The sequence below is a fragment of the bacterium genome, from assembly GCA_030699905.1.
Classification (GTDB): domain Bacteria; phylum Patescibacteriota; class Minisyncoccia; order Phycocordibacterales.
Genome location: JAUYKQ010000030.1, coordinates 1 through 11,502, shown reverse-complemented (window position 1 = coordinate 11,502; position 11,502 = coordinate 1). Strand labels below are relative to the sequence as shown.

Annotated in this window: 13 protein-coding genes, 4 tRNA genes and 1 riboswitch; of the genes, 3 read left to right on the top strand and 14 right to left on the bottom strand. The window is 44.1% G+C overall.

Annotated elements, in window-relative coordinates:
* Positions 1-178: 178 nt before the first annotated feature.
* The 5 genes from Q8P86_04170 to Q8P86_04150 form a co-directional block, all read right to left on the bottom strand.
* Positions 179-1,072 (bottom strand): sugar phosphate nucleotidyltransferase, encoded by an 894-nt coding sequence (locus Q8P86_04170; protein ID MDP3996855.1) that lies wholly within the window; start codon positions 1,070-1,072, stop codon positions 179-181.
* A 19-nt stretch (positions 1,073-1,091) separates the two neighbouring features.
* A tRNA-Thr gene (locus Q8P86_04165) sits at positions 1,092-1,167 on the bottom strand.
* Between the two features lie 41 nt (positions 1,168-1,208).
* Positions 1,209-1,282 (bottom strand) — tRNA-Thr (locus Q8P86_04160).
* A gap of 440 nt (positions 1,283-1,722) precedes the next feature.
* Positions 1,723-1,868: riboswitch (cobalamin riboswitch) on the bottom strand.
* A gap of 121 nt (positions 1,869-1,989) precedes the next feature.
* Positions 1,990-2,754, bottom strand: coding sequence for a slipin family protein (locus Q8P86_04155; protein ID MDP3996854.1), 765 nt, complete (start codon positions 2,752-2,754; stop codon positions 1,990-1,992).
* Between the two features lie 64 nt (positions 2,755-2,818).
* Entirely contained in the window at positions 2,819-3,454 is a 636-nt protein-coding gene (locus Q8P86_04150) for a hypothetical protein (protein MDP3996853.1), read from the bottom strand.
* A 279-nt stretch (positions 3,455-3,733) separates the two neighbouring features.
* Between Q8P86_04150 and Q8P86_04145 the strand changes: the two genes are divergently transcribed.
* Together Q8P86_04145 and Q8P86_04140 are read left to right on the top strand one after the other, a co-directional pair.
* Complete coding sequence (locus Q8P86_04145; protein MDP3996852.1) at positions 3,734-3,955, top strand: hypothetical protein; 222 nt, start codon at positions 3,734-3,736, stop codon at positions 3,953-3,955.
* A gap of 6 nt (positions 3,956-3,961) precedes the next feature.
* A complete protein-coding gene (locus tag Q8P86_04140) occupies positions 3,962-4,831 on the top strand; it encodes a hypothetical protein (GenBank protein ID MDP3996851.1) in 870 nt (289 codons plus the stop codon).
* Between the two features lie 506 nt (positions 4,832-5,337).
* Here the strand turns inward: Q8P86_04140 and Q8P86_04135 are convergent.
* The 9 genes from Q8P86_04135 to gatC all read right to left on the bottom strand — a co-directional run bounded on the left by Q8P86_04135 (position 5,338) and on the right by gatC (position 10,781).
* The gene (locus Q8P86_04135) at positions 5,338-5,634 is read right to left on the bottom strand and encodes a hypothetical protein (GenBank protein MDP3996850.1); all 297 of its coding nucleotides are present in this window, start codon (positions 5,632-5,634) and stop codon (positions 5,338-5,340) included.
* Positions 5,635-5,779: 145 nt separating this feature from the next.
* Complete coding sequence (locus tag Q8P86_04130) at positions 5,780-6,313, bottom strand: hypothetical protein (protein MDP3996849.1); 534 nt, start codon at positions 6,311-6,313, stop codon at positions 5,780-5,782.
* A gap of 430 nt (positions 6,314-6,743) precedes the next feature.
* Positions 6,744-6,818 (bottom strand) — tRNA-Asp (locus Q8P86_04125).
* Positions 6,804-7,493, bottom strand: a complete 690-nt coding sequence (locus Q8P86_04120; protein MDP3996848.1) for a hypothetical protein — start codon at positions 7,491-7,493, stop codon at positions 6,804-6,806. Before Q8P86_04120 ends, Q8P86_04125 begins: the two co-directional genes overlap by 15 nt.
* A 72-nt stretch (positions 7,494-7,565) precedes the next feature.
* Positions 7,566-7,763, bottom strand: coding sequence for a hypothetical protein (locus Q8P86_04115; GenBank protein MDP3996847.1), 198 nt, complete (start codon positions 7,761-7,763; stop codon positions 7,566-7,568).
* Positions 7,764-7,840: 77 nt separating this feature from the next.
* A tRNA-Met gene (locus tag Q8P86_04110) sits at positions 7,841-7,912 on the bottom strand.
* 372 nt (positions 7,913-8,284) lie between these two features.
* A complete protein-coding gene (locus tag Q8P86_04105) occupies positions 8,285-8,863 on the bottom strand; it encodes a hypothetical protein (GenBank protein MDP3996846.1) in 579 nt (192 codons plus the stop codon).
* Positions 8,864-8,908: 45 nt separating this feature from the next.
* The gene (gatA, locus tag Q8P86_04100; GenBank protein MDP3996845.1) at positions 8,909-10,327 is read right to left on the bottom strand and encodes an Asp-tRNA(Asn)/Glu-tRNA(Gln) amidotransferase subunit GatA; all 1,419 of its coding nucleotides are present in this window, start codon (positions 10,325-10,327) and stop codon (positions 8,909-8,911) included.
* Positions 10,328-10,430: 103 nt separating this feature from the next.
* Positions 10,431-10,781 (bottom strand): Asp-tRNA(Asn)/Glu-tRNA(Gln) amidotransferase subunit GatC, encoded by a 351-nt coding sequence (gene gatC, locus Q8P86_04095; GenBank protein MDP3996844.1) that lies wholly within the window; start codon positions 10,779-10,781, stop codon positions 10,431-10,433.
* Positions 10,782-10,843: 62 nt separating this feature from the next.
* Between gatC and Q8P86_04090 the strand changes: the two genes are divergently transcribed.
* Positions 10,844-11,071, top strand: coding sequence for a hypothetical protein (locus tag Q8P86_04090; GenBank protein MDP3996843.1), 228 nt, complete (start codon positions 10,844-10,846; stop codon positions 11,069-11,071).
* Positions 11,072-11,502: the final 431 nt, after the last annotated feature.

Here is an 11,502-nt window from a genome sequence, read left to right as displayed (position 1 = left end):
GAGAGCGTTTTTTCTCTGGCGAGACGCCGTCGCGGAAACCGAGCCGTATCGAGATACGGCGAGGTTGAGCGACAAGTCGCAGCCGAGAAAAAACGGTCGCAGTAGCCAAGTTTGTTTATATCTTTATTCATAACGGTTTATTTTGAGATGGGTTCTAATTAACAACACGGACACTTGACTATTCAAAACCCACCTTCTTTAAAAAATTGGCCACCGGCTCTTTTAGTTCCGGGTCCTTGGCGGCAAAAGCAAGAGTGGTCTGGATAAAACGCAACGGGTCTCCCGTCGTAAGCCATTGTCCATCTATGGGAAGCGCCACCACTTTTTTACCTTCTTTTGCGAGCGAATTCAGAATATCCGTAACCCACAGTTCACCGTCTTTACCGGTTTCTTTTTTTTCAGCCCGATCTAAGACCGCGCCGGTAAAAACAAAACGTCCAAACTGCGCCATATTTGAAGGCGCTTGGCCCTTGGGAGCTTTTTCCACGCTCATTTCTATCTGATACGGAATAGCGCTTTTTTCTTGATATCTAACGGTGCCATACCTGTACACTTCTTCTTCCGAAACCTCCTGAACAGCCAGAATAGCATCGGGCTTGTGTTTTTCATAAAATTCAATAAGTTGTCCCGTAACCGGTTTATCCGCCAAAGTCAAATCATCTCCAAACATATACACAAACGGCTCGCCGTCATTCAAATATCTCCTCGCGGATATAAGAGGAGAAGCGTTGCCATAAGGAAGTGACGGGTCCTGTTCAACAAAAGTCAAAGCCGCACTGTTTTTTATTTTTTCAATTGATTTGAGACGCTCTCTTTTGCGTTCATCAAGAGCCACGGCCGTGTCAAAATCACGGGCCGCGAAATGTCGCTCTATTAAAGAGCCGGTAGAACGCACGACAATAATTATTTCAGTAATCCCGGACGCGGCGGCCTCTTCAGCCAAATACTGAATTATCGGTTTGTCTATAATCGGAAGCATTTCTTTGGGCACCACTTTTGTCGCCGGTAAAAACCGCGTTCCGTACCCCGCCGCCGCTATAACCGCTTTTTTTATTTTTCCGGAATAAGACATATTCTGTTTCTTTGTCTACTGGAGCCGATGGTCGGGCTTGAACCGACAACCTATGGTTTACGATACCATTGCTCTACCAATTGAGCTACATCGGCTTCTTCTTGCGAGCTTCCTGCCATACCGAGCCCCTTTACAGAGCCGTTGGTCGGAGTTGAACCGACGACCTCGTCATTACCAATGACGTGCTCTAACCGTCTGAGCTACAACGGCATGCCTATAGCATGTCCCAAAACCCTATCGCGTGAGTCGTTCCGTAAGGAGACCGTCTTTATTTAAGTGTTAGAGTTTTTGGACATGCTCTAACTCAAGGTGAATAGTAATACATTCACCATAGTTTTTCAATCAAAAACAAATCCGGCCTTTGAATACCGGATGATTTTGCGACCGCAGAAACCCATTTTACAGAGCTTCTGAAGCCGACTTTTGCCCTCGCGGGCCGGCGCATCCTACCAAAGGACGCTTTTGATTTCGGAGAATTGTCTCTTCCGAAAATAAAGAGCAGTACAGGCAAACAAACACAAAGGTCTGCCAAAAGCAGACCTTGTGTCTGAAGCGCCGACTAAAGGCGCCCCAGAAATAAACCTGCTCGGGCAAAGCCGAGAGGCAAAAACCCGTTTCAAAACTTCCACAGTCAGGAAATCTTGTAACGAGCTTCATCGCCTTCGGCAGGCAAGAGGTCGGACTTTTCGTCCCAATATGGAAACGAATTACCGTTGCGGCACAGTGCCGGAATTTCACCGGACTTCATCTTGCACTACATTATTGTATTTGTGCAACTGTCGTAAATTTTATCAGTAAAAAATTTTTATTCAAGAGAAAAACTGTGGATTTCAATTTCCAAAAAGATTTTGTCAAAATGTCAAATATCGTCACAAAAAGAGTCCGTTTTCGGACTCTTTTAAAACTGCGTTGAAAAGTCAATTATCCGCGCTTTTTTGAGTTTTATTCACTCCTTCAAAAGCCCTCAAGACCTCAAGAGGCACGGCGAAAACAATAGTGTTTGACTGGTCTGAACTTATATCGTTTATTGACTGAAGCGTCCTCAAATGAAGGGCTCCGGGACTTTTTGACAAAATATCGGCCGCCTGACCCATTTTTTCCGCAGAGGCAAATTCTCCTTCGGCTTTTATAATCACCGCTCTTCTTTCTCTTTCGGCTTCCGCCTGTTTGGCGATAGTTCTTTCCATATCTGATGGCAAACCCACGTCTTTTAGTTCAACATTGTTGACTTTTATGCCCCAAGGGTCGCTCGCTATATCAACGATGGAACGAATTCGCTCTGAAATCTTGTCCCGAGCGGAAAGAAGCTCATCCAATTCCACCTCTCCTACCACATTTCGCATGGTCGTCTGGGCGAGTTGAGAAACGGCATAATAAAAATCTTCCACTTCAAGGATAGCTCTTCCGGAATCCGCCACCTTGTAGTAAATTACCGCGTTGACGTTTACGGAAATGTTGTCACGAGTGATGGCTTTTTGGTCCGGAACATCCACGGCTTTCACACGCATATCCACTTTTTTCATTTTTTGAATTATGGGAAAAACCAACCGCCAGCCGGGATTTTTAATGCCGGTGAATCTGCCCATAGTAAACATCACTCCGCGCTCATACTGATCAATCTGACGTATGCTTATAAGTATAATGACCGCTACGAGTACTATTATGAAAGTTATAGTGTCCATGTTGTTTATGGGTTTACTTATAATATTTAACTATACTCCTTAAAACGCAAAAGACAATTCGTACCTATTTCTTTTTCCAAACCGTCAATTTCCCCGCCTCTATTTCCACCGCGTCGGCTCTGCGAAGGTTCTTCTGTTGTTCCTTATTCAAAATGGGCGTATAAAGGACCTCTCTAAATTCTTTATCAATACCCCATAAGTCGTCATCCGCCGTTACCCATCCGTCAAATTTTTTCTTGGACAAGTCCAGTGGGTCGGAAAAGGCGCGCAGTGTCTTTTTGCCGTTATTGATAAAATATTCGTGGAAATATGACATGGCAAGCTCGCGAAGCGTCCTGTAAACCGGCTCGCGATAGCGCAAAACGGCGTGATTGGTTTTTGATATGGCTCCCCAATATCCACCCTGCCGAAAAAGCGCCACAACGTGATTGTCATCTCCTTCCACCGTTTCCAAGTCCATAATGAGGGGCTTTTCCCCGTTTACCCAAAGAGCGGCGGCCGCGAAAAGAGCCCCCTCAAAACAGTGAGCTTTCTTTTCCTTTAAAACCCTGCGAGGAGAAAAAAGAGTGTCTTTGTCTTCCTCAAAATTTATCGGCAACCTTTCCAAAAAATTCTGGATTTTAACGGGAGAGTTTAACTTTTTAAACAACAAAAACTCTGCTTTTGTCAGATGTCCCATGTTCCACGCTTTATGTCGCATAATTATGTATGGTATAATAAAGCTTCTGCGAAGCAAAGTTTAGCGAAACCTTTGTTTCGTCTTCGCGCTTGATGCCTCCAAACGAAGATGTTTGCGTGGCATTCCTCGCTATCTGAAATAAAAAATGAAATGCGAAATACAGCATGCGCCCCCCCACGAGGAAAGTCACAAAAAAGTGACTGAGACCGGGCAAGCGCCCTTGGAGCGGTCACTTTTTTGGGAGCTTTCCGAGTGGGGGGTATGAAGCAGATGTTTCGTAATTCAAAGTACAAAACTAAAATGCGAAGAAAAAGACACTCTCTCATTTCATATTTTGCGCAAAATCTTCTGGTCGTGGTCGGACTTGTATTTATCTGGCGCGGTGTTTGGTATGTTTTAGACGGAATTGATTTGTGGTTTTTCAACAACGAACATATCTATACCGCCGTCGGCGGAATAGTCGTAGGCCTTCTCATCCTTTATCTGCCCGATAAGGACCTAAAGGAAATACAAAAACTCTAAACAGATATGCGTGATTTTGAAAACTCGCCCAGAGTTACAAACATAAGTGGCTACGCCACAAGGCAATTTTGGAAAAAGTTTAAAAAAAATTTCATTTTTCTTTTGCTTTTCTTAGCGGTACTTTTTCTGATTGCGGGAAAAATGTCGCCTTCAGGAACAGGAAGTAAAATATCGGGTGGGTTTTTTTCGTATATTTTTTTAACAATTCTTCTCATTCCCGCCATATGGTACGGAACTTTATACGTAAAGGCCAAAGAGGCGTTTTGGAAACAGTTCGCCAAAAGTCGCGGCTGGACTCACAAGACATATAAAAATCTAAACGCTGAAAAAGCTCTGTTATTTAAAGAAGGCCATAGCGGTAAAGTCGGCCACATTGTTGAAGGAAATTACCAAAACCACTCTCTGCAAATTTTTGAGTACGTATATGTCACAGGTTCCGGAAAACACAAAAGCGACCACTACTATACCGTCTTTGAGGTCTTGTTTGACGGCACGTTTCCTCATCTGTATTTAAACAATCACACGGACAGCAAACATTTTGGCCTTACGAAAAGGTTTTTTCCTCCGCGTCCGCGTCTCTCTTTGCCGTCAGAATTTGAAAATAAATTCCACCTGTACGTTCCAAAAGAATACGAAATAGAAGCTTACGAGGTTTTCTCTCCGGACACACTGCAATTTCTTATTGACTTCGGCTGGCAACATGATTTGGAACTTGTGGACGGTGAACTTTTGATTTTCAGACAAAAACACATCAACTCTCTCTCCGAACTGGAAGAAGAATTGAATTTAATACAAAAATTTATTGACCACCTCGCTCCAAAACTAAACCGATTAAAACTCCACCAGATAGGAGATCATTTGCCGGTATTGGGGTAAGCGCAGAAACAATAAGAAGACGCCAGCAAGAAGACACCCTTAATTTTCTTTGTAGACACCCTTTCTTTCTTTCTTTTCTCCCCTACACACATTTTGGACGGCCGTCCAAAATGTGTGTAGGGGGCTGGGCCGAAAAAAAGACCGAGAAAAAGAAGAGGTCAACACCCCCGTCCTTGATTCTCGTATCCTCATTTACTCCCCACCTAAACAACCGGCTGATTTACCATATGATTTAGGTGTCCAACCTCCATAACCGTTTCAAGCTCTATTTTAAAATTCTCCCCAACTTTTTCTTGTCAGTTCTTTTCCAAAACAAGATGGGACTGTTGCCGAATAGGCTTTTGAGATGATTTTCTCAAAATTAGCGCGAGGCGAAGTTTCAAATTTATGGCTTAATGCTGGAAGTATTGGCCATAAATTTGAAACAAGCCGTAGCCGAATTTTGGGGAAATCAGCCAAAACGGATATTCGGCAACAGTCCCAAGATGTCTTTCCACGCCTGCGGGTCAAATTCCAAGCGCATTTTTCAGGTCTTTAAGAGAAGCAAATTGCCTGTTGCCAGTGCGGTTTCTGCGGACGGCATTTAATAAACGCTTCTTATTGGCAGGATTACTTAAAAGATAGTCGGTTTCAGCCCTTTTAGCGGACTTTGTTTTCCCATGCGCCTTTTTGTCAAAGAGCGCTTTTGTAAGCAAATAGTCCTTCATCGTTACGCCATGAAAAGCCGCAAGCGTTTTTAAACGCCGGTGTTCTTCCGATGTCATATCCACAGTCAATCTTTTTGTAACCCCTGATGTAGTCATATATTTTCATCTTACCATATACATGTAAAAATACAATGAAAAGATGTATTTCTGTGTTTATATTACCGATTCCAAAAGCTCAAATCTGACAAAAAACCCGCCGTTCGCTAAAAAGCTACTAAGCGGGTTCAAGAAAGATGTCTTCTCAGTTCCCCCCAACGTGCTGGCGCGGGCCGATGATGCCGACTCCGGACTCTATGAGTCCGAAATATTCCCATGTCCCCCAGACCGCAAAGTCCGGATCGCCGGTGTACCTCGGATCGGTCTGGCTTACGATGAGATAGTGGAACACGGCTCCATGCGGATAGTCATACCCGCTGCAGGTTATGTGGTTTTGAATCCACCCTTCGTTCATAAACGGATCGTTGCCGAAGTCCGCCCGATAATTTATGACGTACTCGCATACAGTGAGTGTCTCCGGGTCAAGCTCTTCAGGCGAACCGACATTCCCCAATACCCTGCCGTCGCCGAGGTCCCAATACCAGCCCCCTAACTGGTCGTAGGCGTACAGACTGGTGTAATGGCCGTTTACGTATACACCGGCATCAGGGATACCGTTCCCATCCGTGTCCCACTTGGCTTTTTGGTGTCCTGGAACCGCGGTGGCGGCAAACACCAACGTTGAGTTAATAACCGCCATCATAACGATGGCGCCGACAAGAACTATTGTTTTTTTCATTCCAGCAACAGTTTATAACAGCGCGTCTTCTTTTTCAACTCAAACAACAAAACAGCGCGCATTGCTTGCGCGCCGAGTGGAATGCCTTTGCGAATCGGAATGCCTCTCTACTCAACCTTGGTATGAGTCAAAACGGTCGCGGTTGTTACGGTGTTGAAAAATAGGTGTCCACCCCTCCATAAATTTTCTGAAATTTGTGATGTAATTTGAAAGACAAAAAGAGGCTTTCGCCTCTCTTCGTCCTTTAGTGCGCAGCTCATGGGTGCTGGTCACAAATATTTCCTCGCCGCCACTCGGAAATTTCGCTACCCCGACTCGCGGTTTTGTCTGCTGACAAAACATCGCTCCGTCCGTCAGCACCCACCGCAAGCCAAGCAGTTGGCCTGCTTCAACCGCACAAATTAAAACCGCCCGAAGGCGGTTAAATTTGCGCGCTCGACCGGATTTGAACCGGCGATCTTTCCCGTGACAGGGGAATGTGTTAACCAGGCTACACCACGAGCGCATTGTCAGTTCTCAGTTTCAAATACTTTTCAAAAACTTTCTTCTTCCTATTAAGAAAAAGTGAGGGGCAAGTGTTATTATACATAATTTCATATAATTTCAAAGAGTCACTAATACTAAACATAAGTCTGGAAAAATTACCGTTTTTAGCATTATAAATTCTACCTCCAACAATTCCCGAATTTTTAAGCCTAATATGAAGCTGATTTAAAAATAACAAAGAACATGAAGTAAATGCCGTTTCAATAACTTTTGTGGAGTTTTTACGATGTTTATTATGAAATCCGACCCACACATTTCCATCTCCATCAAAATATCCTCTTACATAATCACCAAAGTATTCAATAGGGACAAGAGGGACTGATAAATGAAATGTTTTGTTTTTATCAAACCCCAACAACCTTAAATCGTCATAAAACTCTCTGCTTCCGATCTGCAATCTGTATCTTGGTTTTGTGCTTTTCTTATCAACCCTTACTCCAATTTTATGGTCCGAACCTAAACATTCCTTGACTTTTCGTATTATATTCCCATCATTAATTTCTAAGCTAAAATAACAAGCTCCTCTTTTATTTTTAATGAAGTTCCCATCAGCAGAAAACAGACCTAACGCATAGGCCATTTCAGATGTCCAAACTTTAAAAAAATCTTTGTTAAAATTTTTATAAACAGGCATTTTATTAGTCCCGACAGCAAAGTGCGTCAGGACCATGAATTAGATATTAGGTGAATTAGGTGAATTCCCAAGCTATCTCTGCTTGGGCGACTTCCAATCCTTTATGACTATCTGCTTTTTCTTCTCGTCCACTTCAAGCAGAAGCTTCTGGCGGTTTTGCCAGTCAAATTTTCTGATAATTTCTATCGGGAGATTTATCATATAACTGCCTCTTTGTTCGTTTTTCATAAGAGTCCGAACATTCTCTTCTTCTATTTTTCTTCTTGCCATATTTATATTATATCAAAATCAGTTGATTAATCATATGATTAATCAACTGATTTTGTGGATAACTAAAAAACGTTTTGTGCCGGTGAATGGAGTCGAACCATTTTCTGTGCCTTATGAGTGCACCGTTCTGGCCGTTGAACTACACCGGCGAATGAAGTTGAAAGTGTAAAGTTTCAAGTTTATAAAGTTGAAACACAGTGATATACTAACTCAAAAACCGCCTTGCGTCTATAGGCATATTGCGATATAATGACTGGACTTTACAGCCACCTATTCGCAATCCACAATAAGTTTCGTTTTTTGTTGTTGGTAGTTGGTTGTGAGTTGAAAATCAAATCGCGGGGTGGAGTAGCAGTAGCTCACAAGGCTCATAACCTTGAGGCCCCGGCGCACATCCGGGCCCCGCAATACAACAGAATGGAACATGTGACACAAAACATGTAACATCAAAGCAAAATCCGCCTTCGGCGGATTTTGCTTTGATTATCTTATTCTGAATGTTCCATGTTACAAGCTACATGTTATATGTACTTAAACTCCCTAAACACCTCTTCATACAGCCCGATAACCCGAAGGGCCTCGCGCTGGTTTAGGCGAAAGGCCGCGCCTTCGTGCGCGATTTGATTTCTGATTTTATGCGCTTCCCACGCGGAATCAATGGTGAGAAAATCGCTTTTTTCAACCGCTTTTAACTTGTCGCTCATCGTTTCGCCTCGATAACCCATTGATTCAAGCATTTCGTCCAAAATTATATCCGCCTCCAGAATGGCGAGTCGCCAGTCGCTTTCATTGGCGGAATTTACATGGTCATGGATTCTTTGCCACTTTTTGTTTGCTATCTGCTCCGGAGCGACTTCTTGCGGAACCAGTCCGTAAATTGATTTTTCCTGTTCACGAATCTGTTTTATGCGAATATGGCAGTACACTATTCCGATCACTAAAACCACCGACAGAATCAAAGATACTGGTCTTATAGCTTCAACAAAAGACAAAAGCGCTGCAAAAATTATATAAAAAAGTCCGGTGAAGTCCTGATTTACAAGAAGTTCGTAACCTTTCTGAAAAATATATTCTACGTTTAAAAAACGAATTTGAGCCATTTGTAAATTATACTACGAAAATATATTTTGAATATTCGCAACTTACTATTTTTTCGCGACCTCAAACAATACATCTTCTCTGCCATGCGGGGCCATAAACTGCAATCCGAGAGGCATGTTTTTTCCTTCTCTTTCCACGAAACCGGACGGAACCGAAATCGCGGGAATACCGGCGATGTTTGCGCTTACGGTAAAAATATCCGCCAAATAAAGCTCAAGCGGATTTTGACTTTTTTCTCCTATTTTAAAAGCGGGGGTCGGCGTCGTGGGAAAGGCCAAACAATCAATGCCGTTTTTTTCAAAAACAGCCACCACATCTTGTCTGATTTTTTCGCGAACTTCCGTGGCTTTGCGGTAATAAGCGTCATAATAGCCGGAAGACAGTACATAAGCCCCAATAAGCATTCTCCTTCGCGCCTCCGCTCCAAACAGAGAACGGGTCTTCAAATAATCGCCTAAAATATTATCTCCCGAAACGCGCGCGCCGTACTTCACCCCGTCAAAACGTGCGAGATTTGTAGAAACCTCGGCCGGCACGATGATATAGTAAGCAGGTAAAGCGTACTCCAAAGATGGCACGGAGACCTCTTGAATTTCCACCCCCTCTTTTTCAAGTTTTTTCATTGACTGTTTAAAACTTTCCAAGACATCGGCATCAATGCCTTCTCTTTCTATAAAACTCCAAGGTACTCCGATTTTCATTTTGGTTTTTGTTTCGTGGGTTTTGTTTACTGACGGCTCTATTGAAGTGCTATCCAAAGGGTCTCTGCCTTTTAGGCAGTCAAATAAAATTTGCGCGTCATCTGCCGTCTTTGTTACCGTTCCCACCACATCAAAAGACGAGGTCATGGCGATAAGACCGGAGCGAGAAACCGCCCCATAAGTGGGCTTCAGTCCCACCACTCCGCAAAAAGAAGACGGCTGACGCACCGAACCTCCGGTGTCCGACCCGAGCGCGGCCAAAGCCATATTGGCCGCCACCGCCGCGGCCGAACCGCCGGAAGTGCCTCCGGAGACCCTTTCCGTGTCGTGGGGGTTTTTAGTGGGACCAAAGGCCGAGTGTTCTGTTGATGTTCCCATCGCGAATTCATCCATGTTCGCGCGCCCTAAAAAAACCGCTCCGGCCCTTTTTATTCTCTCTATTACGGTGGCGTCGTAAGTGGCTCTGTACCCTTCCAGAATTTTTGAAGCGGCGCTGACTTTTCGTCCTTTTATCAGAAAATTATCCTTAATCGCCATCGGAATTCCCGCGAGAGCGCCCGCTTGACCTGCCTTTATTTTTTCGTCAGCTTCTTTTGCCTGTTCAAGCACGTCGCCAAAAACCTCCAAGTAAACATTGAGTTCTTGGTTTTTCTTTTCAATTTCGTCAAGGTAGGCCTCGGCCAATTGAACGGCGGTAAAATCACCGCGCATAAGCGCTTCGTGAGCTTTTTTTATCGTCAGGTTTTTGAGGTCAATGGACATATGTAAGAGTGTAGCGTGAAGCGTAAAGCGTGTAGCGTGAAGCGTCAGATTTTTCCGGCGTTACAGGTTACAAGTTACACGTTACATGTTATATGTTTTGCGATTATAGTATTTTCTTCACCTTCACATATCCTCCTTCGGTCTCCGGCGCTTCTTTAAGTAAAGCTTCGGTAAATGCTCCGCTTTCGTGCGGATTTCCATCTTCTCTAAAGACATTCTTTAACTCTGATTTTTCTGCGTCAGTCCGCGTGAAATCGGCGTTAGTCGGCGGTTTCGCCGTCTGCGGCGAGACAGACTTTATTTGGGCGACATATTCCAAAATGCCCCCGATGTCTTTCCGGAGTTTTTCCACTTCGTCTTCTCCAACTTCAATACGCGAAAGCTCGGCAAGTTTCTGGATTTCTTCTCGGGTTACCATTTTGGTAAATATACCACGTTTTCCACTGTTTTGCATTGACAATGTTTACCGAAAGGAATATAAATGTAAATTAGTTGCACAAAAGAGGGAAAGTGGGAATGGCCGAACAACCAAAAAAGAGAAAAGTTATGGCAAAGAAAGAAAGCAGAAGCAACGACCATTCAAAAGGGAATGGTGGGCATACCGACAACAGCATTCAAAACGACTGGTTTTGCCAACCGAGAAACGGCGGCGGACTGAAGCTGACTCCTAAAGGCGCGAAGAAATTTATCGGCGCGCCCGCGCCCGGAAATTTCTGCCCGCCCGGCTGGACAAAGATTTGCTGACACCAGAGTTAAAGTTGGAACTTTCTCTCTGGATTCCTCCGCGGGGAGTTCGCTAGTGCATTGGCGAACTCCCCGTTTTTTTGTTTCGCTTTCGCTCGGACGCCACGCTTATCGACCTTGAATTACGAAATGGTGTTGAGGCGAGGTTTGAGAGGCGCCTTCGGAGGCGCGGCTCTAGCCGGAGAGAGGAGATTTTTAGTAAAAAATCTCCGTGGCGCAAAAAGACCTCGCCGAAAAAGACATTTCGTAATTCACAGTTATCGAAATAAATACAGTTGAACTTTAGAACCCATCTCAAAATAAATGGCGTAACGAGAGCGTTTTTTCTCTGGCGAGACGCCGTCGCGGAAACCGAGCCGTATCGAGATACGGCGAGGTTGAGCGACAAGTCGCAGCCGAGAAAAAACGGTCGCAGTAGCCAAGTTTGTTTA

Bases quoted from the DNA above. Each gene is read 5' to 3' on its own strand.
- gatC (MDP3996844.1), bottom strand. From the start codon at position 10,781: ATGCAAAACAGTGGAAAACGTGGTATATTTACCAAAATGGTAACCCGA.
- Q8P86_04090 (MDP3996843.1), top strand. From the start codon at position 10,844: ATGGCCGAACAACCAAAAAAGAGAAAAGTTATGGCAAAGAAAGAAAGC.
- Q8P86_04105 (MDP3996846.1), bottom strand. From the start codon at position 8,863: ATGGCTCAAATTCGTTTTTTAAACGTAGAATATATTTTTCAGAAAGGT.
- gatA (MDP3996845.1), bottom strand. From the start codon at position 10,327: ATGTCCATTGACCTCAAAAACCTGACGATAAAAAAAGCTCACGAAGCG.
- Q8P86_04135 (MDP3996850.1), bottom strand. From the start codon at position 5,634: ATGACTACATCAGGGGTTACAAAAAGATTGACTGTGGATATGACATCG.
- Q8P86_04170 (MDP3996855.1), bottom strand. From the start codon at position 1,072: ATGTCTTATTCCGGAAAAATAAAAAAAGCGGTTATAGCGGCGGCGGGG.
- Q8P86_04150 (MDP3996853.1), bottom strand. From the start codon at position 3,454: ATGCGACATAAAGCGTGGAACATGGGACATCTGACAAAAGCAGAGTTT.
- Q8P86_04155 (MDP3996854.1), bottom strand. From the start codon at position 2,754: ATGGACACTATAACTTTCATAATAGTACTCGTAGCGGTCATTATACTT.
- Q8P86_04120 (MDP3996848.1), bottom strand. From the start codon at position 7,493: ATGCCTGTTTATAAAAATTTTAACAAAGATTTTTTTAAAGTTTGGACA.
- Q8P86_04130 (MDP3996849.1), bottom strand. From the start codon at position 6,313: ATGAAAAAAACAATAGTTCTTGTCGGCGCCATCGTTATGATGGCGGTT.
- Q8P86_04115 (MDP3996847.1), bottom strand. From the start codon at position 7,763: ATGGCAAGAAGAAAAATAGAAGAAGAGAATGTTCGGACTCTTATGAAA.
- Q8P86_04145 (MDP3996852.1), top strand. From the start codon at position 3,734: ATGCGAAGAAAAAGACACTCTCTCATTTCATATTTTGCGCAAAATCTT.
- Q8P86_04140 (MDP3996851.1), top strand. From the start codon at position 3,962: ATGCGTGATTTTGAAAACTCGCCCAGAGTTACAAACATAAGTGGCTAC.